Annotated in this window: 18 protein-coding genes and 1 pseudogene; 3 read left to right on the top strand and 16 right to left on the bottom strand. The window is 40.1% G+C overall.

Annotation, left to right across the window (positions count from 1 at the left end):
* Positions 1–960 (bottom strand): annotated as a pseudogene (locus ACDG22_RS10585) (ATP-binding protein); the annotation flags it as partial.
* A 109-nt stretch (positions 961–1,069) separates the two neighbouring features.
* Here ACDG22_RS10585 and ACDG22_RS10580 point away from each other — a divergent pair.
* A complete protein-coding gene (locus tag ACDG22_RS10580; RefSeq protein WP_270230739.1) occupies positions 1,070–1,975 on the top strand; it encodes a helix-turn-helix transcriptional regulator in 906 nt (301 codons plus the stop codon).
* 69 nt (positions 1,976–2,044) lie between these two features.
* On the opposite strand, the gene ACDG22_RS10575 is transcribed toward ACDG22_RS10580, so the two are convergent.
* The 6 genes from ACDG22_RS10575 to ACDG22_RS10550 all read right to left on the bottom strand — a co-directional run bounded on the left by ACDG22_RS10575 (position 2,045) and on the right by ACDG22_RS10550 (position 10,787).
* Positions 2,045–6,865 (bottom strand): RecQ family ATP-dependent DNA helicase, encoded by a 4,821-nt coding sequence (locus tag ACDG22_RS10575; protein ID WP_007566391.1) that lies wholly within the window; start codon positions 6,863–6,865, stop codon positions 2,045–2,047.
* Between the two features lie 422 nt (positions 6,866–7,287).
* Positions 7,288–9,069: an IS66 family transposase gene (gene tnpC / locus ACDG22_RS10570; RefSeq protein ID WP_370858787.1), complete on the bottom strand. Its 1,782-nt coding sequence runs from the start codon at positions 9,067–9,069 to the stop codon at positions 7,288–7,290.
* A gap of 86 nt (positions 9,070–9,155) precedes the next feature.
* Positions 9,156–9,500 carry an IS66 family insertion sequence element accessory protein TnpB gene (gene tnpB, locus ACDG22_RS10565; protein ID WP_370858786.1) on the bottom strand — a complete coding sequence of 115 codons (345 nt, stop codon included), beginning with the start codon at positions 9,498–9,500 and terminating at the stop codon, positions 9,156–9,158.
* A 1-nt stretch (position 9,501) separates the two neighbouring features.
* Positions 9,502–9,870 (bottom strand): hypothetical protein, encoded by a 369-nt coding sequence (locus ACDG22_RS10560; protein ID WP_227994625.1) that lies wholly within the window; start codon positions 9,868–9,870, stop codon positions 9,502–9,504.
* Positions 9,871–10,072: 202 nt separating this feature from the next.
* A complete protein-coding gene (tnpB, locus tag ACDG22_RS10555) occupies positions 10,073–10,417 on the bottom strand; it encodes an IS66 family insertion sequence element accessory protein TnpB (protein WP_007567398.1) in 345 nt (114 codons plus the stop codon).
* 1 nt (position 10,418) lies between these two features.
* Positions 10,419–10,787, bottom strand: coding sequence for a hypothetical protein (locus ACDG22_RS10550; protein WP_009131422.1), 369 nt, complete (start codon positions 10,785–10,787; stop codon positions 10,419–10,421).
* Between the two features lie 607 nt (positions 10,788–11,394).
* Between ACDG22_RS10550 and ACDG22_RS10545 the strand changes: the two genes are divergently transcribed.
* Positions 11,395–12,612 carry a transposase gene (locus tag ACDG22_RS10545; protein ID WP_007571179.1) on the top strand — a complete coding sequence of 406 codons (1,218 nt, stop codon included), beginning with the start codon at positions 11,395–11,397 and terminating at the stop codon, positions 12,610–12,612.
* A 38-nt stretch (positions 12,613–12,650) separates the two neighbouring features.
* Here ACDG22_RS10545 and ACDG22_RS10540 read toward each other — a convergent pair whose 3' ends face one another.
* The 8 genes from ACDG22_RS10540 to ACDG22_RS10505 form a co-directional block, all read right to left on the bottom strand.
* Positions 12,651–14,117, bottom strand: coding sequence for a hypothetical protein (locus ACDG22_RS10540; RefSeq protein ID WP_302973600.1), 1,467 nt, complete (start codon positions 14,115–14,117; stop codon positions 12,651–12,653).
* Between the two features lie 35 nt (positions 14,118–14,152).
* Positions 14,153–17,212 carry a type III restriction-modification system endonuclease gene (locus ACDG22_RS10535; protein ID WP_270230659.1) on the bottom strand — a complete coding sequence of 1,020 codons (3,060 nt, stop codon included), beginning with the start codon at positions 17,210–17,212 and terminating at the stop codon, positions 14,153–14,155.
* On the bottom strand, positions 17,196–18,200 hold the full coding sequence (locus ACDG22_RS10530; RefSeq protein WP_270230660.1) for a virulence RhuM family protein: 1,005 nt from the start codon (positions 18,198–18,200) through the stop codon (positions 17,196–17,198). Before ACDG22_RS10530 ends, ACDG22_RS10535 begins: the two co-directional genes overlap by 17 nt.
* Before the next feature lie 11 nt (positions 18,201–18,211).
* Positions 18,212–20,113 (bottom strand): site-specific DNA-methyltransferase, encoded by a 1,902-nt coding sequence (locus tag ACDG22_RS10525; protein ID WP_270230661.1) that lies wholly within the window; start codon positions 20,111–20,113, stop codon positions 18,212–18,214.
* A 2-nt stretch (positions 20,114–20,115) separates the two neighbouring features.
* On the bottom strand, positions 20,116–20,796 hold the full coding sequence (locus tag ACDG22_RS10520; RefSeq protein ID WP_270230662.1) for a DUF4391 domain-containing protein: 681 nt from the start codon (positions 20,794–20,796) through the stop codon (positions 20,116–20,118).
* A 3-nt stretch (positions 20,797–20,799) separates the two neighbouring features.
* Positions 20,800–24,048: a helicase-related protein gene (locus ACDG22_RS10515; RefSeq protein ID WP_270230664.1), complete on the bottom strand. Its 3,249-nt coding sequence runs from the start codon at positions 24,046–24,048 to the stop codon at positions 20,800–20,802.
* A gap of 110 nt (positions 24,049–24,158) precedes the next feature.
* The gene (locus ACDG22_RS10510; RefSeq protein WP_333492527.1) at positions 24,159–24,347 is read right to left on the bottom strand and encodes an NUDIX hydrolase; all 189 of its coding nucleotides are present in this window, start codon (positions 24,345–24,347) and stop codon (positions 24,159–24,161) included.
* A gap of 162 nt (positions 24,348–24,509) precedes the next feature.
* Positions 24,510–25,262, bottom strand: coding sequence for an MBL fold metallo-hydrolase (locus ACDG22_RS10505; protein WP_270230665.1), 753 nt, complete (start codon positions 25,260–25,262; stop codon positions 24,510–24,512).
* A gap of 236 nt (positions 25,263–25,498) precedes the next feature.
* Here ACDG22_RS10505 and ACDG22_RS10500 point away from each other — a divergent pair, with 236 nt between their 5' ends.
* Positions 25,499–25,933, top strand: coding sequence for a hypothetical protein (locus ACDG22_RS10500; protein WP_007569950.1), 435 nt, complete (start codon positions 25,499–25,501; stop codon positions 25,931–25,933).
* A 610-nt stretch (positions 25,934–26,543) separates the two neighbouring features.
* Here the strand turns inward: ACDG22_RS10500 and ACDG22_RS10495 are convergent.
* Positions 26,544–26,834, bottom strand: coding sequence for a hypothetical protein (locus ACDG22_RS10495; protein WP_022125810.1), 291 nt, complete (start codon positions 26,832–26,834; stop codon positions 26,544–26,546).
* Between the last annotated feature and the right edge of the window lie 50 nt (positions 26,835–26,884).

The following is a 26,884-nucleotide window of genomic DNA, read 5'->3' as shown; positions in this document are numbered from 1 at the left end:
AACATTATAAACCAGCTTCTTTTCAGGAAACGAATCCCATTTTATCAGATCGCAATCAGACTTAGCATTAACAGTCAGGTTCAACTCCGAAAGCAGATCCGTCTTGGCATATTCTGTCAATCTAAAACAATCCGAACGTGCCATTCCGTCCTCATTTACGTTTTCAATCAACTTACAGCAAAAGAGTTCCGATGTCCGGCTTCGTAACTCATTTTTACACCAATTAGGAATTTTGTCATTATCATACAAGTTATCTATATCAGAAAAGTTAATGCGGTCATCATTGTTTTCTACAAACAAATGGGCCATATAAATAAACAGCAACCTATTTTCATTAACCAGCCCAAACCTTTTCAATGCCCTAGCAAAATGAGAATCCCGGATATCCCCAAGATACTCCTCTGTTTCTTCAAGGAGCGCTTCATGCGTCAGTTCATCATTATTCATATATTCCATAAGCTCATTGAAGCGGTCGAAAAAACTCTGAAGACCAGTTATCGGTTCTACAACATGTACATAAGGCTGGTTCTTTTTCAAAGCTTTCAATACGTCAACCGGCACACGATAGGTAAGTCTATTATAAGAGTGTGAAGCCCGCAAATAATACTTATCTACCAGCACATCAATCTCCGACGAAAGTCGCAGTATCTTAGTAGTACGGCATCCCGTATAAGCTGCTATGTCTGACATACAAATGGAGCTATCCTCACTCTGATCGACGAAGAGTGCCAGCAGCACAGTCTGCATCGACGACAATTTCAGCTTGCGTGCAGCATATTTTATATGGACCGATGCATTTTCAAAGAAATCTGCATCCAGACTGGAATCTTTTGCCAGCTCAACAATATATTCGAATGCTTCCAATATACTTCTGGCACGAGTCTTCGGAATATTCGGCAACACTTCCTTCTGCTGTATCTCATCCAGCAAAATATCTTCATTATCGAAAAGCTGTCTCATCTTTTATATCTGTTTAAGTTTACACCACAAAAGTATGGAAAGGATGTACCATTTATCGGTACAAGTTTCCAAGAATTTGCTAACTTTACGGCAACTAACAAAAAAGGATATGACACAACTGCAAAAATATATCTGGCTTATTGATACCATCCGCAGAGCCGGAAAAATCTCTCTCGAAGAAATCTCCAGCCGCTGGGAACGCAACAAAGATCTGAGCGACTACAAACCTTTGAGCCGCACCACTTTCAATCGCTGGAAAGATGCCATATTCTCACAATTCGGAATAATCATCTCCTGTCAACGGTCGGGAGGCTACTTCTATTACATCGAAAATCCGGAAGATATAGACGAGGACGAACTGAAAAAATGGATGCTCGACTCCTTTGCCATAAGCAACCTTATCGGCGAAAACCTTTCGCTGAAAGACAGAATTATTGTGAACCAGATTCCGTCGGCCCAGAGTCATCTTGCCACATTGCTTGAAGCCATGCAAGGGAATCGTGTTGTACTAATAACTTATTGCGGATTCAACAAGAAAAGAAGCTATACATTCCCAGTCGAACCATATTGTGTAAAACTTTTCGAAAACCGCTGGTATCTGCTGGCCCATAATGTTTCATACAACAAAATCAGAATCTACGGACTCGACCGGATAGAAAGTCTGGAACTGACAGACAACACATTCAAGCTTCCGAAAGATTTTTCCGCATCCGGATTCTTCTCAACTTACTATGGCATTGTTACCGGCAATGACATAAAACCGGAACGTATCATCATCAGAGCATACCACGACCATATTCCTTATATGAAATCACTCCCCCTGCATGCCAGTCAACGACTGCTGGAAGAGCACGATGAGTATGCCGATTTTGAAGTCTATCTTGCTCCTACCTACGATTTCATCATGCGATTGCTTCATACAGGTGCAATGATTGAAGTTATATCCCCGGCTTCTCTCCGACAGACAATGAAAGAATGGATATCAGATATGTATGAACTGTATAAAAATGATTAGTAACCAATTAAATCACCAATCTACAATTTTATTTATATCACATTTGAGCAAAACTACAAATACAAATTCTCATAAAGACAACACTAAATCAGCCAATAAAACAGCTATTTCAGGTTCTTCCTTAGGAGCATCTTTAGGCTTCCACGCCACTACAAACCGCACAGAAGCAGCCTTCACCTCATATCCACGTTCCTTCCATTCAGCCAACTTCTTTTGCATACTCAGTGACAACCGTGCCACAGGCCTCTGAGCTACGTCATACAATGTATAGTCTTTATAAGACAACATGTCTCCTCCTTTCAGTGCCAACACCTCCCGCTTAATCTCCTTGAAAAATCCCAAATACACATCTTTATGTGAAAGCTGCAATACAATCTCTTCGGGCATTGCATACTCTCGCTGGTCAATACAATTCTGATCGGCACTTATATTCGCAAAGCAATCACCGTTTGTATGTATAAATAATCGTTTTTTAGCTCGGGTAATTCCTACATAATACCGACGCATCAAATGATCATCCCTCAAATAACCATCCGAAATCAACATATAAACATCATCAAATTCTCTTCCCTTCGCTTTATGAATAGTCGAAACTACTACATCCGATCCCGATACATCACAAAAATCTTCCATCGAAGACTCAAAGACAAATTCCTTAAAATCAGTGAAGTATTTCATTTTATTAATCTGCTCGAAAAGTTCGATGCAACGCTTTACATACGCTAAGCTTAAACTACCATTATAAGCAGCAAACGTAGCACTCTTAGCCTCCTCCCATAAATCTTCAGGAATCAGAGGTGTGCTAACCCGTTTTCCCACGTACTTCAGGAAATACCTCATTTCAGCCATGTTCCAAAACAACAGCCCTTCCATCGACTGAATCAGCTTACTACGGATACCCCGTTTCTGTAAAAGAGCCACGACAATAACTGCTTCTTCATTTGTCTGAGTGAGTACACATGTAGTACCTTCTCCCCTATGCTGAAGCAATTCTTCCACGAGCGGTTGATACATACAGGCAGACCGATGATGAGTTACTCCAACCCATCCCTCCTCCTTCCGCATAGAAATAATAGGCATCGTTTTCATTCTGCGGCCAATTGTCTTTACAAACTCGTTAGCAAAAGCCACTACATGACGTGCACTGCGGTAATTTTCGGTCATTTCCACAAACCGGCTTCCAGGTTCCTGTGTCAACCGAAACATATATCCGGCATCCGAGCCACGGAATTCATAAATATTCTGATCATCATCCCCCACTGCTATTACACGCATTTCTTCGTTATGATGCATCAAGGCCCGCACCAGTGCATGTTCTTCGGCTCCCATATCCTGTGCCTCGTCAATCACCAGCACCGTCTTACCAATCCGATTAGGTTCAACCTCGCCCTGTTCAATCATTTCCGCAGCCTTCCCCACTACATTCTTCACCTCATCCAAATTGCCTATCAATCCCAGTAAATCAAAGCAATAGGCATGAAATGTCTTAATCTCCACATAATGCGCGGCATTGCCTATCAACTCCATCAACCGCTGTTTGAACTCCGTAGCAGCTGCCCGAGAGAAAGTCAGCATCAACAACTGTTCATGCTTTACATCCTCAAGCAGTAACAGTGAGGCAAGTTTGTGCACCAGCACACGAGTCTTTCCACTACCCGGCCCTGCCGCCACAACAATACAACGCGAATCCTTGTCCGAGATAATCTCCATCTGCCGCTTAGACAACTGTCCAAACAACTGCTTATACTTCTCCGGGGTCAGGTTACGCTGAATCTCGTTTACTCTTTCTCCCTTAAAATATTTGGCAATGAACTTCTTATAATCCATCTGAAAGTAATCCTGCACATACTGCAAAGCTGCCTGATAATCCTTTACCATCAGATTAGCATACTCACCCACAATGTGTACCTGCTGAATTTTCTGCTTGTAGAATTCGTTCAGCATCCGGTAGTCATCCTGTTTGTAACGCGACTTATTATCCTTGATACGTCTGATATTCATCGCATTGTAAAGAACCAGAAAGCCTCCTTCCAGCTTGAGAGCTCCAATCTTTGACAGATACAGAAGTGCTTCCTCTACATCCTCCAGCTGTAAATCATCCAGTTCGCCCAAAAGAGACTGAGCATTAGCTTTCACCTGATTCAGCAATTCCACGACTGAAAACTGTACAGCCGTCTTTTCTGTATCACTGTCTTCAATTACTTTATCCTTCACCAGCTTATACAGCCACTCCACCGCAAACCGGCTAATCACCAACCGTTTTTCAAAACGCCTGATAATCGATTCCATATCAGCACGACGGACAAGTTCCATATTATGAACTGCGTCCTCCTTTTTATAAGTATATCCTTTAATCGTCAGGAAATAAAGCAATGTCCGGATATCCTTCTCTTTCGATGTCGTAATACCATCATGCACAGCATTATCATTCAATTGCTTACAAGATATCCGCAAAGCATCATCCGGGATATGACTGAGAATATATCGTTCCAATTTCGCAAACCTATCCAGAAACATCCTTGCTCTTCGCTCCGAATCACCAGCATCCAGTAAATAAGCCGATATATCCTTACTGTCGGCCAATATACCTTCCTGTCGCATCCGCTCTACTACAGATACCACCTCTTTCTTTGTCAATCCTAATATATCAGCCAGATAATCAACCCTCGATTCAGCCCCACTATCCTGCGCCTTGGCGATGTATTTCTGCGAGATCAATGAAGTAATAATCCGAACAGCCTTTTCTATTTCATCGCTATGAAACAAGACTGATGCCGTAATACGCTTTCGGGCCTCATCCATATTCTTCACCGTAATACCGGTAGCATACACATGCGGCACATTGGTTCCCCTTTCCAGATAACCACTTTGCTCCAATGCAGCCAAAGCTGTCCGCACGCGCGTTTCAATATCCGAAACCGAATCATCCCATCCAGCATTCCGGGCAATCTCCAGAGCAGAACAACACACCCGCATACGCTTTTTCGTCATGTCCTTTACCGCCTTCCAGACCTGTTGAATTTCACTAATACTCAATTTCGTCTGATTCAACAAAATGAAATGCTTATCCAGATCATTATCACTGTAAAGCACATAACATCGCGCATTAAGATGTGGATCACGTCCGGCCCGACCAGCTTCCTGTACATAATTTTCCAACGAATCGGAAATATCGTAATGCACTACCAGTCCCACATCCTTCTTATCGACTCCCATACCGAAAGCCGACGTAGCCACGATAATACGTACCTGGTCACTCATAAATGCATCCTGATTGGCAATCTTCTCGTCCGAATCCATCTTTCCATTAAAAGGCAACGCCTTATATCCATCACGAGTCAGTTTCAAAGCCAGCTCCTTGGTACGCCGTGTCCGCGACACATATACAATAGTCGGACAAGTAGACTCCGCCACCAATTCTCTCAGTTTAGCATACTTATCCTCATCCGTCTCTGCATGAATAACCGAATAGCGCAAGTTGGTTCTCGAAGCCGTAGAAGCAAACAGCTCTAAGTCCAAGTTTAAAGTCCGTTTAAAATAATCACAAATATCCTGAACCACTTTTTGTTTAGCCGTAGCTGTAAAGCAGGAAACCGGTATAGGATTTTTGCAACCTTTCTTTTCCTGATATTCCTTTATGAATTTTCCAAGATAAAGATAATCTACCCGGAAATCCTGTCCCCAGGAAGAAAAACAATGAGCCTCGTCTATAACAAATCTTACTACATGACGCATCATCAAAATCCGCTCAATGGTCTTCGAACGTAACATTTCCGGAGCAATATACAACAACGAAGCATCTCCCTCCTGTACTCTTTGAATGGAAAGTGCCCGTGTAATAGGGTCCAGCAAACCATTAATGGTTACAGCATCTGTAATTCCCTTGTCGGCCAGATTATCCACCTGATCTTTCATAAGTGACTGCAACGGAGAAATCACGACTGTAAGCCCATGTACAGCACGTGCCTCCATGAGCGCCGGCAGCTGAAAGGTCAGCGATTTTCCACCTCCAGTCGGGAAGATAGCCAGTAAAGGCTTTCCTTCTATAGCAGCCCGGGCCGCCCGTTCCTGCAAGGGTTCTCCACCATACGTACGGAATTGGTCATATCCAAAAAACACCTTCAAACTATGAAGTACATCCAGCTGACTATTACAATACGTACACCCTTCCGAACAAGGAGTATGTCGCAAAAGTTTCATCACATATTCCACAGCCGGATAATTGCGGAGCACCCATCCCGGTGTTACAGAACGATAATCGGTAGTATCAATCAGTGCCAGCGCATAGGCCATTTCACAAGGATACTGCCGGACCAACATATCTACGTCGGCATGCTCGCAGATTTTTCCTTCATACAGACGGCGTATCAGTCCAGACAATCCCCAGCTCACCCGTTCAGCCTTCACCATACTAAAGAAGCCGTCGAATTCTTCCTTACCTTTCAACAACGAAGCAAAAATTTTCCGTATTTCATCAGGTAACGAATTCCAGCGGGCAATTTCATCCAGCAGCAAATCACGTGCCTTCTCACAATCGTTCACCGGATTATTCATCTGGTCGCATACTAACTTATCATCCTTCACCAGCCGATGGTAAGGACGTTCCGGAAATAATAAAGGTGAAACATACAACGTATCGACCAGCGTCCAGCGACACGCTTTATCGGAAAACAGATACTGAGCATCGTGATGAATAATATTGTGTCCGCAAAGGTAATCCGTATCCCTCAGGAAATCGAACAGCTCTTCTTTTGATGCCTTATGAAAAGTCGCACCGTCTTGCCGAAGAGCTCCTATATCATGAATTTTATGATCCTTCAGTCCTACCTCCACGTCTACAATGGCATAGCGTGATGTTTTATTTTTTGTGAATATGTCCCAAATTGCCATAGATTGTGTTTCTCAAAATAATCGCAAAAATAATGAAATCCGACAAGAATGGAAGGGAATAAGGGAGAATATTCAGGTGATGGACTAACATTTCAACCATCTCACGAACAGTTACTATGAGAGAAGTTACGATAAAAGTTATTATTTCTCATTTTGTTTATACCGACACCTAAACTAATTTCCTCCGCTTCAACCTGATGTACCTTTAGCATACTGATGTGTATTTCTTTTTGTCTTATCTCTTTTAATTCATTGATTTGGAGCTGATACAACTCCTGAAAATCAACGAATTAATTATATCATTTCCATTTGTCATTTCCAAAATCAGTTTTTCTGTAACCATTCTATTTTCCGCCACGACAATTTTATCGGCTGTTTTTCAGCCGATAAAATAAAAATGTCCGCAAGAAAATAGTTTAGTTTTAACATTCCGATTTATAAAAACATGGCAGAAGGACCTTCTTGTCGCAGTCCTTACCATGAAGAATACATTCAAACAAGTGCTTCAGGTAATCCTGAGGGGCTATATCATTAAGCTTGCAGCTTTCTATCAGAGAAAAGATGAATGCCGAGTTTCCTGCTGCATCCTCACTGCCTATGTTCATACAGTTCTTGAGCAGCAGCTTTACAGGTTTCATCCTTTGCTCACAGAGGTTGTTCGATATTTCCGCAGAACCGTCCTTGAGGATATTTTTCAGGGATTTCCACTGGTTTATCGTATAGTTCACAGCCTTTCTCATCAGTTCGTTTGCCATGAGTTTGGTATCCTGCATCATCATGACCACCTTATGATGGATACGTTCAAGAATAGGTCTCGTAAGCTTAAGTCTTTTTTCCTTAATCTGCTCACCGCTGAGTTTCATTGTGCGGAACAAGTCTTCATTTCTGAACATATCACCGATAGGGTCTATTATATCCATCGCAGTTCTGTCTGATGGCAAGGCATCGACCCACAGCCTCCTGCAGTGTGTCCAGCAGCCTATATGAAGCACCTTTGAGTCTTCTCCGTCGAACATCCTGTAAACCGTATATCCGTCTGTAGATACAGATCCCATAAAATGTTCAAGGAAGGTCTTTGCTACATCAGAGGCTCTGCTGCCGTTATTGTAATGATAGTAAACCAACTTGACATGCTTTGCAAAAAAAGCCCATAAATACTTTCTCCTGTAAGCCTTGCCTTCCGGTGTTTCAACTCCGACAAGCTCGGTCGTCTCGTCAACCATAAGGTATTTTGCCTGTTGTACAAACTCCTTGAAGACATCTTCCATAAACTCCCTAAGTCTGGAGATTCCGTTATGGATATAGCTGTTCAGCGTGGTGTTGCTTATGTGGATGCCTTCTCTTGCAAGCAGTCTTATCTGTCTGTTCTCAGGCATACTGAAGTCATATTTCAGACAAAGCAGACGGGCAAGCAAATCAGGGGAAAAGATTCCTCCAAGGTTTTTCAAGGGATGCTCCATCGTGTTAGTGAAAGTGCCGTCTGCAAGCTTTACCCTTGCCACCTTGTACACATGCTCCACGTTATGAGCACGCACATGTTCTATAAACCTGTATTCCCACACATCAGCCATTCCGTTACGCTTCATAAGCCTTGCACCATCCGGGAGTTGGTAATAGTCTTCTATTTCATGAACAATTACCTTATCCACCTTCAGCCTGGTCTTTGCTGCACGGGGAGCAGTTTCCTTTTTCCTTGAAGGCCTGCAGTTCTGTGCAGGTACGTTACCGGAAGAGGTATTGCTGCCGGTACCGTTACCATCGGTCTTATTATCATCATCACCTTTCTTGCCAGAACCGTCGTACTCGGACTTCTCCATTGCAGACTTGTCGATGTTACGGTTGTTCAGCAGCCTTCTTTGCTCTGAGGTACGGCCGAAACGGTGTTTCCTGCTGCCCTCAAGCTGAAGCCTGAGATTGGATATCTCATTTGCCAGCATCATGTTCACCTCGTCTTTTGCCTCAAGCTGCTTTCTCATAAGTTCCATCTCTTTCCTGTAATGTTCAACCGTACTCGATTGCTTTTCGAGGGATTCTTTGAGGTCATTGATTGTATCAACCAGAGCCTTGGAGTTCTCTTTGTTTGATTCTTCAATAGCCTTAAGCCTCGCAATCAGTTCGTTTACTTGTTTGCGAAGCCCTGCCTTTTCCTCATTCGCCAGACCCAGCTGGCAGCAAAGTAACTCGTATGCCCTTTCATCAATCATGATATAAAGGTACGAAAAATCAGGCAGTTACGCAAACTCTTTATCGTTTATTTTGTATCATTTTGTTGATAATCAATGTATTAATATTAATCTTTCGGACTGACGTACATCTTGTCAACTACTATACTTTCAGTAAGATAGGTCATGTCCGACCATTGTATCCGGTAGCATTTGGAAACTTCATCAAACACAGGTTTCTTGAACTTTCCCATGACAGGACGTTTCTCGTAAAGCACATAAAATCCGCGTTCATAATGAAGTATCTTAACGACCTTCCGGTTCCTGGACATGAACATATATACATTGGATGCATCGCTCGGGTCAAGTGACATCTCTTCCCTTATACTCTCACACAGGCGGAAGATTCCTTTCCGCAAATCCACATTACCGTTAAACAGGTAATAGTTCAGGTTAGCACTCAGTCCAAGCATATCATCCTATCATTTTATTAAGCAACAGGCTCAAGTCAAGAACTGTGGTGTTTCTCAGGAACAGTGTGGCACCTGATGTCAATTGCAGCTTAACCCATCTTATAGGAGATTCACCTTCAGGTTGTTTCACCTCCAACTTTACGGTTGGACTGTTGCAAGGCTTGCCGGTTATCCGGACTTTGGCAACCTTGGGTTGCTCAACCTGAACTGTCTTGCCTAACTTTTCGCTCCATAGCTGATGACGCTGCCAGTTCATGAACTTGTCGTAATTTACTCCATAATCCGCACAGAACTCACGAAGATCCTTGGTCTCACTGCATAACTGATAGAGGTCATATACCTCCTGGTAGTTTACTTTTTCTTTTGCCATAATCATTGTTGTTTAAGGGTTACGGCGCAAAGGTAGGTTTAGGGAACATGCGTGTCAAGGCGGAAAATAGAATGGTTACCAGCAAAGTAACTCGTATGCCCTTTCATCAATCATGATATAAAGGTACGAAAAATCAGGCAGTTACGCAAACTCTTTATCGTTTATTCTTATATTATTTTTATTGATAATCAATGTATTAATATTAATCTTTCGGACTGACGTACATCTTGTCAACTACTATACTTTCCGTAAGATAGGCCATGTCCGACCATTGTATCCGGTAGCATTTGGAGACTTCATCAAACACAGGTTTCTTGAATCTCCCCATGACAGGACGTTTCTCGTAAAGCACATAAAATCCGCGTTCATAATGAAGTATTTTCACAACTTTTCGGTTCCTGGACATGAACATATATACATTGGATGCATCGCTCGGGTCAAGTGACATCTCTTCCCTTATACTCTCACACAGGCGGAAGATTCCTTTCCGCAAATCCACATTACCGTTGAACAGGTAATAGTTCAGGTTAGCGCTAAGTCCAAGCATATCATCCTATCATTTTATTAAGCAACAGACTCAAATCAAGAACTGTGGTATTTCTTAGGAACAATGTGGCACCTGATGTCAATTGCAGTTTTACCCACTTAATCGGAGATTCACCTTCAGGTTGTTTCACCTCCAACTTTACGGTTGGACTGTTGCAAGGCTTGCCGGTTATCCGGACTTTGGCAACCTTGGGCTGCTCAACCTGGACTGTCTTGCCTAACTTTTCGCTCCATAGCTGATGACGCTGCCAGTTCATGAACTTGTCGTAATTTACTCCATAATCCGCACAGAACTCACGAAGATCCTTGGTCTCACTGCATAACTGATAGAGGTCATATACCTCCTGGTAGTTTACTTTTTCTTTTGCCATAATCATTGTTGTTTAAGGGTTACGGCGCAAAGGTAGGTTTAGGGAACATGCGTGTCAAGGCGGAAAATAGAATGGTTACAGTTTTTCTTCTTTTTCTATTCCTCATTTTGGAAATGATAATCAATTCCCATTTTTATCCTGATTTTTAACTATTCGAGAAATTCGAATAGCTCGTTCTTTCTGCTGTTCAGGTGTTTCAAAACCATAAAGATATACAAATTTAATAATTTCTGAATAGTTCTCAGAACCCTATCCTTTCTATAGAGTCTTTTACCCGTATTCTTACCAACAAAAGTAATTTTGTACTTTCATACATCACTTGCTTAAAATGAAATAAAGTTTTTTTGTTTATAACCAATAATCAACTGATCATATTAATCAATACTTCGGTAAATTTTTACCGAAAAATTAAAAGTTAAACAATAAAACCGGCAAAAGTCGGTTCGGAAACACTAAAGAGGTCATTGAAATGTTGTCTAAAACGAATGGTTAAGCATGAAGAAATGTGCTGAAAAAAATGTGCTAACCTGCTGATAATAAAGGTGAAAAAGTATTGCATAATTCGCTGGTTTTTTAGTAAATTAGAAGTCTCTCAACTCTTCTGATTATGACTAAAGAAACACTCCTTATGCAATACCAATCCGAGTGCCTGTCGGCTCTCAAATCAGTAGCGAATATACAAAAACCTTTTGAAAAAACGTTCATGGACACCATGAAATTATTCATGGCCATCCCGGATCGTATAAACTTCCTCCAATTGGGCAGATATGGCTGTTTCTCAGAACAGACTTATCGTAACCTTTTTGAGCATGAAACTTTCGACTGGTTTGCGTTCAACGGCTCTATCATCAGCAAGCATCTCACAGGCAAAAGAAAAGCCATCGCCATCGATCCTTCCTATATTCCCAAATCAGGCAAGAAGACACCTTGGATAGGTTACTTCTGGTCCGGTTGTGCAGGAGAATACAAGCGTGGACTGGAAATCATGGGCATCGGTGTCATTGACATCGACAATCATGAATGCATGACTTTAGGTTCCATTCAGACGCCGGATTGTAAGACCTTGGATAATATGGACAAGAGCCTCGTTGACTGGTACAGCAGCTATCTTATCAGTAGAAAAGACAAGCTACAGAGCCTGTCCAGAACGGTGGTTGCAGACGCATTCTTTTCCAAGGAAACATTCATAACACCTATGTGTGAGAACGATTTCCATGTCATCAGCCGCTTTCGGAATGACGTAATCCTGTACTATCCGACATTGGAGCAGAAAACAGGAAAACGTGGTCATCCCAAGTGGTTTGACGGCAGGATTGACTTTGCCAATCTGGATTTGACCCGGTGCAAGGAATACGAGGTGAACAAAGGAAAGCTATACGGATTGAGGGTATATGCAAAAGCTCTCAAAAGGTATGTTTCCTTAGCCGTCTGGTATCCGATGGACGGGAGGACAGACAAGTGGCAGCTTTACTTCTCTACAGACGATTCCATGGATGGACGTGAGGTGCTGGATTATTACAGAACCAGGTTCCAACTGGAATTTTGCTTTAGAGATGGCAAGCAGCATGCAGGAATCACCAACTGCCAGTCAACCGACTTCAGGAAGTTGGATTTTCACTTCAATGCATCGCTCGCAGCTGTCAACTTGGCCAAAGCGGCATGTAAGAGGCTCGGAATAGCCTATTCCATATCCTCTTGCAAGTCATTCATACACAATGCTTATATGCTTGAACGATTTATTTGCGTGTTCGGGATTAACCCAGACATGCAAGTTATTGACAAACTTTTCAAAGAACTCATTTTATTTACTGCCAGAGCCGCTTAGGCTTGGCGAATTTTTAACGAACTATTAATTAATAAAATCTATTTACTGAATTTTCTAAAGGCCACTATAGTTTGATAAATACCATAACTTATAAAGATTTTTGATGCAAAGAATACGGTTTCACCAATTGCATTTAATTCAGTTCCTTGAAATTTTTCTTTAAAATCAATTAAATAAAACATATTCAAAAATCTCTTCCAAATTTCCCCGATTCCTTCAAAATGGAATGTTTTCAAATCTAAAACAAAAAAACGGGGATAATCATTTTCAATGCCCAAAAAATTTATTACCCAGAAAAAAATTATAGCACACGAAATCGTAAAAATAATACCCCTTAACCAACTTAATCCATTCTTATTAGATATGGTATTCAAGAACAATACGGATTTATCTGTAAGCCATGTTCCAATATTATCATAAGATATTTGTGCGTTCAGTTCTTTACTGTATGATAACATTTCCTTTTCTCTATATTGCATGGCCTTTATAGAATTGTTATTTTTTAGAGCTTCATCTTTCAATCGTACATATGTTTGGCTATCTGACTCTTCCTTAAAATATAAATGTTCTGTAAAAAAGCCTCCTACCATTACCGCATTTGTCAATAAGAATCTTTTTAGATAAATATTTTTCAAAACAACATTTCCTAACAAATTAGCATCAGTAAAATTAATTATACCAGTGAATTTATGTTTCTCATTTATATTACGTATAATTAGATAACCATTAGGTTCAACAAATATATTATTAAGTTTGATAGATGAATCCTCTGACAAAAAAATACCACTTCTTAAACTATTCAATTCTAAAAGTCCTTTAATAACGGATGCAGTAAAATTTATCTCATAGATTTCACCTTTGCTATGAAATATTTTAATCTTCCCTCCAAAAGCACAATTCTCAAAATTTATACATCCACATACATCATTGTTTATAAATGAAAAACCATTAACAAAGTAAGTTCTATTAAAAATTATTCCTTTTTTAAAGACACAATCTTTTATTACGATTTTCTTACGGAATGTGCAATCACTAAAATCTACTTCATCTGAAAAAATACATTTTTCAACAATTATTTCCCTATTTGATGATATTTCATCAAATTTTGCTTTCAATGAAAATTCATTGTAAGAAATAGATACTGGAATTATATTATCATTATTGAAGTGTGAATTAGAAATATCAAATATTTTTTTAAACTTATTTCTTTCTATTATTACCCTATTATTGTATTCGCAATTATTATATAATCCGAAGTCATAACAGAAATCACAATCTTTCACATCAAAACATTTATTAAAAATAGTATATGCAAAGTTTATTGCTACGTTAACGTCAAAACGCCCTTTTTCTTTCTTTATTAAATACCTATTCTCGATTAATGCTCTGATATCATTTATAGGGTAATTAAAACATGCATCTCCATCTATAGCATAATATCCTCTATATGGAGCATTTTCACTATTCTTCCATACCCAATATTCCACTTTTGAATTAAATTCCATATTTCATCGACAATTAAAAGGATATAACCTCGTGACTATTTCGTCACAAGGTTATATAAACTCTGATAATCTTTTGCTACTCCATAAACCACTTTACTATCACTTATCGCTGCAAAATGGCGGCGTGCACATTCGATCTTTGCATCCTCAGAACCTTTAAGTTGTGATTCCTGCCAATCATTACCTTTAGTTTCAGCAATGAAATATATATGCTTCACAGTGCCTTCCTTAAATGCAACAGCCCAGTCCGGATTATAGTGTCCCATAGGTGTATTGATATAGAATCCACGTGGCAGTTTGGTATATACTTCCACTGCATCCTCTTTTTCCAATGCTTCTGCAAAATTTTTCTCAATACCCAGACTATCGACAACTACAATATCATATAGAGATTTAGCACTTTCCAATGCATTAATCCCTAGTTTACCTCTAATGGTACTTTCTGTGAAAATATCCATATCATAAGTGTTCGTACTACGCTCGTATGCTATTTTCTGGATAACAGCTATAGCTTTGGCATCATTAATGATATTTGCAGTCTTTATAATGAATTCTTCCGGATTCATCTTAAACTGAGCAAAAGTTGCTGGTTTTATGCCCTTTAATATTTCCACTATGGTTTTTCGTGTTAATCCGGTTGCATTTACCAAATCACCTACCAAATCATAGCGAACACTATTACCAACAGCTTCCGAAACACGGATTGTGCGTGTCTTTCCTGCCGTCATGGCTACTCCAGCCTGTAAAGACTCCTTGTCGCGGATATTTTCTAATGAACCACCCTCTATTACAATTCGTATTTCTGTAACACTCAGATGTTTGTCAATACTTTCTATGGCCTTCTTTATCAATTCATCTGTACTGAAATCCACTTTATAGTAAGTCTTCACATTGATACGTTTCCAGACTTCTGTGAACTTTTCTTTGAACAAATCTTCTCTAAATGTGGCAACTTTTGGCTTACGTGCATTGTCCGGTTTCATGCTATCCGGGTTAAAGATGGTATCAAGTCTGCCAAGTATTCCGGCTTTAATTGGATTCAGTTCTTCTCCCAAATCAATAGTTCCGGATTTCTTGTCATTGAAGTACTTCTCTGTAAGTTTGCCTTTCTTCACATAGCCATTACTGATAAGCTCCTCATGAATTTCACACGCCAATTCACGGTTGATTTTTATCTCTTTACCGTCTGAAGATACCATTACAATGTCTTCAAACAAATGCGCCGTTACTTGAACAGGCCTGTCTGCCACATCTTCAGCGAGCTCACTCTGAAGCTGCTTACTGAAATGCTCATAGCTTTCGCTGGCTATCACCGTCAGAATATTGACATCGAACACACCATCACCCAACACATCTTGATCCTGGCGCTCACCATTCTTATTTACACAAAGACGCATACCACGGCCAACTTCCTGACGCTTCTTTATTTCGCTGCCGGTATCTTTCAATGTACAAATCTGGAATACATTCGGGTTATCCCAACCTTCTTTCAGGGCAGAGTGAGAGAATATAAAGCGTACCGGTTCCTCAAAACTCAACAGCCGCTCCTTATTCTTCATAATCAAATCGTATGCACGTATTTCATTATCTCCCTCTTTTTCTTTTGAATCAACGGCTATCCCCTTTTTATCCTGAGAAAAATATCCTTGGTGTACTTTTTCTGCTGGGAACTTATTCAGATATCGTACATATTCTTCATCAGAGAAACGCGGCTGCATTTCCTCAATTACATTTTTGTATTCTTCTTCGAACATATCAGCGAATTTACCGTTGCTTGTACCGTCTTTGTCATAAATACGATAGCTATTTACATGGTCAATAAAGAAGAGTGAAAGCACTTTAATTCCTTTATGGAACAATTCTCTTTCTCTCTCAATATGAGTGCGAATAGTTTCACGTATCTGAATCCTGCGAAGCACATCCTCATTTACTTTTCCAATAGCATCACCCTCATAAAGAGTTATGCCATTCAGGAAACGGACAGAACCATCTATTCCATCAATGCGTTCAACAATGAAATGATTATCATATTCAGCCAGTTCACCGCTTTGTTCATAAAGATTAAATCCTTCACCCACCAATCTCGTTGCTTGCTTGAAACCATTGGCTGTTTTTACATCAAACGAAATACGGGCTTGCGGATTACCTTTTCCTATTACAATTTCATCCAGATAGACAAAACCATTTGTAGCCGTTGAGCCTTTTTGTGATATACCTTTTACTTCAATCTTCTTCACCAACTTACGGTTGTAGGCATCCATCGCATCCAGCCGGTACACCATATTGTACACATCATCTTTCCTATGGGTTGCACTATAAAGCAAAGTGAACAGAGGATGAAACTTCGCAATTCCTTTTCTTGTGGCGTTTGCCTTATTCGCACCAAGAACACTTTGCGGCTCGTCAATAATCATAATCGGATTTGTCTGAGCCAATATATCAATAGGTCTGCGGCTACCGAACTCATCACGTCTGGAGAATATAATACGTGCAGCAGCATCACCACTACGTCCTTCTTGATTTTTATCCTCATTCATGGAGCTGTTGAATGCTTGCATATTGATGATCATCACATGCAATCCGCTATCACTTGCAAAACTATCTATTTTGGAAAGCTGCTTGGAGTTATAGACAAAGAACTGGATACGCTTGCCGTATTCTGTGGCAAAGTGTTCCTGCATGGTTTCAAAACTCTGCTGCACACCTTCACGAATGGCAATACTAGGCACTACTATGATAAACTTATTCCAGCCATACAACTTGTTCAGCTCATACATCGTCTTGATGTATGTATAAGTCTTACCGGTACCGGTCTCCATTTCAATGGTGAACATCGGGTTTGAAATATCACCTTGCAAATATTCAACAGGTTTAAGTCCCCAGTTCATCTGAATTTGTCTCAGATTCTCCGTAATTGACTCCCAGTCAAGCATCAACTTCTGATTGCCAAAACCCGTCAAATCAAACACTCCTTTATTCTTACCCTGGTCTATCAGAAAATCGGCACTATTACAATATTGCTGACCGGTAAATATATCTGTCACACTTTTGGCTGCATCAGCCTGAAAACGTTGGTGCTTATATTTCAGTTTCATTCTGACTCTTCTTTTTTTTCAAGTTGTCCAACATACGGATAGAATCAAGATAATCTTGTTCTACGTCACTGATGGTTCGTTGTTTATATTTACGGTATTCGTTCGTAGCATGTTCCATTGCCTCTGTGTGCGACACTTTACCGGAATCTTGCAATAACTGTTCTCCCGACATGGTCAGGATTCTGTCAAGATAGTTTGCCCAGTCACTCATTGTCATGGGTTGTTCACGCTCTGCCTGACGCTCCGCAAAGTCCAGATATCCGGAAACCAGTTGTCCCATTGCGCGAAGTTCTTTTTCGTCCAGATAATTCTTGGCCGTCTTTGCTTCTGCCAATGTAGGCTGAGTACCCTTAAACGTCAGCAAACCCATAAAATCCTTTTCGGCATCGGCACGCTCCACAATCAGTTCAGCAGCCGTATGTCCGTGAACCGCATAATGAATTTTATTCTGTACTTTTTTAAAGAACTCCTGGCTTACAGAAGCACGAGGATCATAATCTATACTTGTAGCATATATTTCCAACACCTGACGGTAGAACACCTTTTCTGTGGCACGGATATCACGTATGCGTTCCAGCAATTCCTTCCAATAACCACCGCCACCCAACTTTTTCAACCGCTCATCGTCCAGTGTAAAGCCTTTTATCATGTATTCTTTCAGCCTTTGTGTTGCCCATTGCCGAAAGCGAGTGGCTATCACAGACTTGATACGATAACCAAGTGCTATAATCATATCCAGATTATAGTATGTAGTATTATATGATTTTCCATCTGAAGCAGTTGTTCGGAATTTCCGAACAACTGAATTTTCCTCCAATTCTCCTTCTTCAAAGATATGTTTGATGTGTTCACTCACATTCGACTTGCTCGTCTGATACAGTTCACACATCTGCGCTTGAGTAAGCCAAAGTGTTTCATCCTCCAGTCTGACATCAATCCTGATCTGACCGTCAATGGAGGTATAAATAATCATCTTATTTTCTTCCATACCTCAACACTTTATATAACCTTGATATTTTTTATGGCTTCTTCCTCGCTCCAGTCCAACAACTGCTTCAGGGTTTCGAACACATTGATTTTTGCATCGTCACGGGCAAAACAACTGTCACGGAACAATACACGGAGCGGTTGCTTGTCAGCCATGGCTTTTACAATATTTTCCGTAATATCATCTGCAAAGCAAGCCACAAGGTCACCATCATTAACCGAATAAATCATCTTTCCATCCACTTCTTCACTGGTCATAGGCAAAGATAGTTGTACACCCCAACTGAGCATAGCTCCAAACAAAAGGTCAAGGTCTGTACGGTCACTCTTTACGTTATTAAGGAAAAGGTCAAGCTGCGACTGGTCGTATTCTTCCGGAGCTTTCTTTACTTCTTCAAAATTGCTATCTGCCAAACGGAAAACACGAAAACCAGTGTCAAGATTTTGTGTTGTCAATGGAGATTCTTCCTTGATTTTCTTTCCAGCCCGACGGATACGTTCTTTGGCTATTTCTGGAATTGTGTTATAGCCTGCTTTACGAGCTTCACTGTCTTCAGGCGTTTCCTCTGGAAGTTGAACCATGATATATTTACGTTTACCGCCATCTTCTGCATTTAGCTGCATTACGGCATGGGCTGTCGTAGAAGAGCCACTGAAAAAATCTAATATCAATGAATCCTTATTACTATACAAAGATATACAACGCTGAATTAAAGTAACAGGCTTCGGATAATCAAAATACTTTTTTCCATCAAACAGTTTTGCCAATTTCTGGGTTGCTCCTTGTGAATGATCTACTTCAGTATGCTTCCAGATAGTCATTGGAGTAACACCAGTTTTTCGTAATTCTGAAAGAAAACGTTTTATTCTAGGAACGCCATTGCCATCTGGACCAAACCAAATACGATTATCTTGGAGTCTCTCTCGGAAAGCTTTCCGAGAGAGACTCCAGCTGCGCCCAGCTGGAGGCTCTACTTCACGCCCCGAAGGGGTCGTAATTGTATATACATTCTCTTGAATTGCAGGTCCAACAGATATATCACTTGAAGACCATACCCCTCTTGGATCATTATCCGGATTAGAATAACGATCATTTGCTTCTTCACTTCTTTTTATTCCATTACATACCGCATTCTCTCCATTTTTTGCATAGACTAAAATATAATCATGCGAAGGAGAAAAATGCTTCATCAAATTAATAGGCGAAAAGGCTCTTTCCCATATTACTTGTGCAAGAAAATTTGTACTTCCATATATTTCATCACAAATATTCTTTAGATTTTTCTGTTCATTATCATCTATTGAAATAAAAATCACTCCATCCTCAGTCAACAAAGAACGAGCTACCATTAAACGAGAATACATCATCGAACACCAATCTGAGTGAAAACGACCATTGGTTTCTGTATTCTTTCTGTAACGATTTCCTAGTTCATCTATATTTCCAGCAAATAAATCATAATCATCCTGTGAAGCTGCAAAATCATCATCATACACAAAATCATTACCTGTATTGTAAGGTGGATCAATATAAATCATCTTCACCTTACCCATATATGACTTCTGGAGTAACTTCAATACTTCCAGATTATCGCCTTCTATATATAGATTCTGTGTATTATCCCAATCAACACTATCCTCTACTACCGGACGCAAAGTCTTTGTGGTAGGACGTGCTACTTCCCGACGAGCTTCTTGTTTTCCCGGCCAGGTAAACTGATACATTTCGTCCGTATCTTCCACTGCATTATCTCCCAGCAGTTGACGTAACGCCGTGAAATTTACTACACGACGTAACTCACCAGTTTTATCATCCTTTACTTCCGTAAAGCAAGAGGGAGCAATCTGATAGAGAGCTTCCAAATTCAGTTGTGTCCCATCAACCGAGTTCAATTCTAATTTATTGGGTTTCATAATTATATATTGTTCTTTTTTAATTTGTCAGTTAGTAATGTTATTTCTTTCCTTAGTTGACGCACCTCTGTATTCAATTCCATTTGTCGATTAAACTGCTTTTCAGCTTTTATCCGTTTTTGCAGTGTCATAATCTGTTTCTGAATACTTTCTATTTGCTTGCGCAAATCAACTTGTTCTCTATATTCTTCTCTTGTAGATGCAGATAATCCAGAAATCTGACTGAGCAAACTGTTGTAAACTGCATCCATAGACTGCCCAAGAATATTCAACGTATCAGCATCAATCTGTATATCCCGTTTCAATTCACTAATGCCACACTTCCATTTCTGTTCACCATGAATAACCGACATTTCTTTATGATGCATCAGTAAATCAAACTTTTCATCGTACTCAATAATGAAAACCGTATGCCGTGGCAACAATTCATCCATTGCACAAAAAGGCTTAATACTATACCTGTCCTCTTTCATCTTGCAATAGAACACGTCAATCTCATGCACATATTCACCATCCTCTACATTGAGTGTAGCAGGTGCAAGCTTATATAGCCAAACAATACTTTCAAACTCCCGTGTCAAAAATTCACGCAAGGAAGAATCACTGCTTCTTCCATAAAACGCATTCTTCGGCACTGGCTTATTGACTATTGTTGAAGTAGGAAAACTCAGTATATTATCCATAATCTACTTAATCACCAAAAAACAAATCAATTCAAAATCATCCAGTCCTTTAATGTTATAGGTCAAAGCACTTGTTTCACCTACAGAGAAAAGACTGTCTATATCACTCTCTTCTTTCACTGTGATAATACTCTCTATGGCCGATTGCAGCAGGTCGCTGTAATGACGCATATTCTTTCCATCACGAGTTTCCTTATTGAACTGCTTGCAAAGTACCTTATCCGGCTCTGTCTTATCCTTGCAGGCATAACGCATCTTGTCCAGCAGCTTCTTGGGTGACAGATGATCGCAGATAACGGTTCCGGTATGCGAAAGATAAACCATATAGAAGGGATGCAGCAGATTGGAACGGTCGATGTTCACACCGTTGTTTTTGTTCTTCAATACATACATCACTCCCGGTTCTATCAATTCAGAAGCATTGACCACCGCACTCATACCAAAAGGTGTCAAATCCATATTGGGATGCTCTTTCAGATTAGCCAATAAATCCAGACGAAATTCATTCAACCCCAAATCCATGATATTGACACCAGTATCCATATCCTCAATATCTACCACTTCATTCTGCAACTTCTTCAACTGATTACGGCGGTACTCCAAATCGCCTTTTTCATTAGCTGATAACAGATTATCATCCCCTGTACTGGTAATAACAGTTGCTTTCATTCGGCTTTCTACACGACCTTTCAGCTTGATGTAATCATCCAGTTCCATGTCCGGCCAATAATTCACCAGCTGAATCACATCGTTTTTGCTTCCGATACGGTCTATACGGCCAAAACGCTGAATGATGCGTACAGGATTCCAGTGTATATCGTAGTTAATCAGATAATCACAGTCCTGCAAGTTCTGTCCTTCACTGATACAATCGGTAGCAATCAGTACATCTATTTCTCTTGTATCATTCGGATGAATGGCATACCGGTCTTTTGACAAAGGCGAGAAGTAGGTCAATATATCATTGAATGTACATTTCAGTTTTGGCAAAGTACATTTCCCTTCCGTACTGCCGGTTATCAGAGCTGTATGCAGTCCGCAATCGTTCAAAATCCTGCCGGAAAGTTGTTCATACAGATAATTGGCTGTATCAGCAAATGCTGTAAATATCAGCACTTTCTTATTGCTACCATTGATTGGATGTTCAAACTTGTTTTTCAAGTCTGCTACCAGCTGTTGCAGTTTCGTATCATGTTCCGGTGTAATATCCTTTAGCATAAGGATGAGCAGTTCCAGCACTTCCAAATCAGCTTTCAAATCACGCCGCCAACTCACATAATCCATGTCCCGAAGATTGATTTTTGATTTACGACCTACAAACGGATCATTTTCATTATCTTCAGTATCAAAATCCTCTGAAAAATCAGTTACATCTACTGTTCCTGCACCGCTTTCCTGGAATTTATCAATAGCAGTAATAGAATCATTTATAAAATCACGAATTCTTGTCAAAGTCAGACGGAAAGAGTTCACGCTACTTTCCAGACGCTTCAACAAGTTGATAGCCATCAACTTCCGAATACCTTTTTCACGGCCATCTACAGTGAGTCCCTCACCTTCATAATCTATTCCATAATTGCCTTTTTCACTCTCAAAAATAAACAGAGAAGGTGTATATATGGAAAGATTCAATCTGTTAAGCATTTCTGCTATATCCGCGAAAGTAATAGCATCGTTCAAATCTGTAAGCTTAGGTCTGCGTGATACAGGTGACAAACGTTCAGGAAATTTGCCCACATCATTCGTATTGTAATACTTGATGATATGGCTTCGGCTTCTGGCTATGGTAACTGCATCAAGCAACTGGAAGAAATCATAACTTAATGAATCTACCAGTTTCTCTGTTGTTCTCTTTTCCGGAGGCAATTTAGCCCATTTAGAATATACAGTCTGCGCATCTCTGAAAATGCTATCTATGTTCTTCCCTGTATCAAGCAAATCATTTATATTCTCGGCCTTTCCTTCATACGCAAGTTGCAGCTGATTTTTCAAATCACTGAAACGGTTGTTTACCGGTGTAGCGGAAAGCATAAGCACTTTAGTCTTTACACCACTGCGTATGACTTTATTCATCAGCCGGGCATAACGGTTTTCCTTGAAATCATCATCTTCATCATCATTATCAAACCGACCGCCATTGCGGAAATTATGGCTTTCATCTATTACAATCAAATCATAATTCCCCCAATTCACCCGTTCCAAGTCAAGTCCATTACTCAAACCTTTATCCCTTGACAAGTCAGAATGAAACAGAATGTCATAACGCAAACGGTCTGCCAATACCGGATTATTTTTATAGTTGGAGCGGAATGTCTGCCAGTTGTCGTTCAACTTTTTAGGACAAAGAACCAATACATTTCTGTTTCGGTTTTCGTAATACTTGATAACCGAAAGAGCCGTAAATGTTTTTCCCAATCCCACACTATCAGCAAGAATACACCCGTTGTATTTTTCCAGTTTGTTTATGATTGCCAATGATGCATCACGCTGGAAATTATACAGTTTATTCCATATAACACTACTTTTGAATCCTGTAGCTTCATTAGGTAATACATCCTCGCTTATGTCTTCAAGAAATTCATTAAAGATATTATATAGCGTAATAAAGTAGATAAAAGCCGGTGCATTCTCCTTATAAACGGTTTCGATATTTTCTATGACATTATCTGTCACATCCTGAAATTTCTCTTTGTCTTTCCATAATTCCGCAAAATTCTTCAAAAACATATCTGTAGAACTATGTCCAGGCATACCTACCACCATCGGACAGATATTGTTCCCTCTATCAAGCCCGAGTTCAGTAGTGGTAAACTCATTGAAAGGCATATATGTATATGTTTCTTCACCTTCCTTTATATTGAGGAAGGTATTCATGGAGCCGTGAGTTATATTTGTCTTGAACCGTGCTTTTCTGCGAATCCAGTCTGCACATTCTCTCGCAATAGCCCGCTGTGTAAGCTGGTTTCGAAGCCTTATTTCAAAATCCGATCCGAAAAGACTTCTTTCCCGATTTAATTTGGGTATATAGAATTCTCTTTTTTGCTTTTCAGACTTATCCGTATAGAACGTCGGTGAAGTAAAAATAAAGTTTACACAATCCACCTTTTCCAGTTCTTCTTTCAATGCTTCGTATGCATAGATAGAAAAACTGGCTGCCGCTATAGAGACTTGGCTATTGTCAGACAACAATAGCTGCTTCAAATCATCTATAACACGTTCGGTTATATTATTGAATTGCTTCGGAACTCTCATTTTCTCTTTTCATTTATCAAATTTCAACACCAAAGAGAAAAGCTATTTAGCCAATATTTAATATTATTGTATTCTCAGTTTCTTTGCGCTATACACAAAGATATAAATATTTAAAACATTACCGCCTGCCTCTCTACTTTTATTTCAACATTATTTCTCCCCACCAACTTCTTCACCACCTCCACATCCGCCGGAAGCCAGTCCACAGAACCCAGTTCCTCCCGATTCAGCCAAGTTGCGTTTTCATGCTCCTTCAACACCAGATGACCGGAACGGACAGAGCATAGAAAGCAGTGCATCGTGAGGTGGAAAGCTGGGTAATTATCTTTCCGCCGGGAAACTCCCAGTAGTCCTTAAACTCACCATAGCCGCGCTGGGTGGCAAAATACTTCCCTTCACGACAAATTATTGCCGCTACAACTTCTATCTGCTTCATCTCAATATGTAAATTATTTTTCCCTTCAAAATTCAATACTATCTCCTTCCCTGCTGATGCACCAGAAAGGAATGTTTTTAGCATCTGTAAACTCTTTCATACGCCAGGCTGACTCGAATCCACTTGCCACAAAGTGCATGGGAACAAGCAGTCCTACCTGAAACGTGTCGATAAACTGACGGGCGCCACGGGTATATCCGTTACCGATACGGCCGTCTACCGGAAACATTACCACGCTGAAACTGTCCGTTATTTTTCGGATGTCTTTCAGTTCTCCCAAAAAGCGTTTTTCTTCTTTCTCGGGATTGACATCGATACCGAATTCGGCGCTGTAGACCAGCCCACCCCGATAATCATCGGTCAGGAAACGGGCATACCAGTTATTCAGGTCGCCTGCATGGAAGATACGCCTGCCATCAGTTTCCACTATCCACGACACACCGCTGTCGTTGCTTCCAGTTGCCGCCACACGAATCAGTCCGTCGCTCCATGTACCTCCTTTGGCAAGCCAGACATCGGCTTCTTCTTTCTGTGCCCGGCGATGTTTCAGGATATCTTTCGAGAGGATATAAATGATGTCGGACCTCGTTTGCCGCCACGAAAAGATTTCCCGGTTGAAATGGTCTTCGTGAAAATGACTGGAGAACACGTACACCGGCTTCTCAGTTTTTAGCAGCTGAGGTACAATGCCCTCCGGGCCCATCCAGTAGTCGAATATCAGGATGCACCGATCTGTTTCGATGGCAAAGCCACTGTGAAAAATATATGTAAGTCTCATTTTTTTACTATTGTATATCGAAATAATGCAAGGTTTATATCATCCTTGACTGAATGAGTGCGAATATAGTAATTTTCTCTCGATTCCGCCTCTGTGAAACAAAAGCAAACAGTCTTAAAAAAACGCTTAAAAGAGCAAGGGGAAAGCTAAAACCTGTTACAACAAGCCAATATTATTTTTAACTTTAAGGCAGTTTATACAAACAGACATAGGCAAGAACAAATAGGACACAAAAAATGAAAAAAGGAATATTATTACTTGCTTTCCTGCTGGCTATATGCTGCGGAAGCGGACTATATGCCCAAAATGTATCGTGTAAAAGTTATTTTGAGGTAGTAGAGACAAACGATGAAAATCACCGGCTGGACGAAGTTGCAATTTATCCGCCCGTATTCGGAACGTTGCCTGAGGGAAAAAGACTGAAAATAAAAGTCTGCAACAACGACGAAAAGAAGCTCAAAAAAGCATTTTTTTATGTATATTACAAAAACAAGAGGGTAAGCAAGCTCCTCCTTCCTGACTTGAAAAAGGGTGAAACGTACGAATTTTGTGTAAATATTCACTCGAAAATGACCAGGAAAGACAGACAGGAATTACTCTTTAAAATAAGAAGAGGAAAAACGTATATAAGTTACCGGATAGCTCAGCCTCACAACAAGAAAGGATATTGATAAAAATATTTGCGTACACTTTCTGTCAGACAGCTATAATTTACATCATCCATATCAATTTACTTTTTGTCAAAATGACATTTCTGCCTTTTGAGAATCTCTTTTTCGGTTACTCCCCGGGGTGCTGGAATTTATTTCTGATTCTCATAAGGCAGATTTTTTCAGAAAGCAAGCAAAGCAGCTAAACTGGCAGATGTATTTTTCCGATAGTGCCTCAGCAGATTGCCTTCAAAGAGAATGGAGCTATAAAGACTGACTTTCTGCTAAAAGAAAAACAGTGCTTAAATGTCTTTAAGAGATAAAAAAGATCTTTCCGGAGTGTCCATATAGGACCTTTTTCACCGCAATATGGGAATAGAGGAAAAACATCAGGAAGTTTTTATTTTTTTTCGGCATCTTTTCATTAATCTTTCAGCATGTTTTCACTGTTTTTTCACCGTCTTTCTTTGCCTCATTTACTGCCATAAAGCATCTTTCAAGAGTGAAAAACGAATAAAAATCTCCTTATATTACTGACGGAAGGGGAATTTTCTTCGGATATCCTATTAAATAAATAGAAGGAATACTTACAAAAAGAAAGTAAAATATCGGAATCACAAAACAGCACTCTCTACGAAAGCCACAAAATCACCAGCCATATCAATAGAGAAACTACAGCTACAATGGTAATAAATATTAACTTTCCTCGAAAATAACTCTTTTGTTCCCACGCAGTCCGTACTTCTGTTTCGGCCTGAATCTGTTCTAGTTTTTCGGGTGAAATGTCGGACGAACGACGCTTGCCGGTAAGTCCCAGCAAACGACCATGAGTTTCGCTCATACGTTTTTTGCCGACTTTTCGCAGTTCGCGGTTTTCCTTATCGCGCTGCATCATATCGTTTATACATCCTAAAGTTCCCATAGCAGCATACATTTAACCAACTGCCTAAAGATAAGGATTTTTCTCTTCAT

Origin of the sequence: Phocaeicola coprocola (assembly GCF_041333015.1) — a bacterium.
Classification (GTDB): domain Bacteria; phylum Bacteroidota; class Bacteroidia; order Bacteroidales; family Bacteroidaceae; genus Phocaeicola; species Phocaeicola coprocola.
This window is presented reverse-complemented; position numbering and strand designations above follow the sequence as displayed.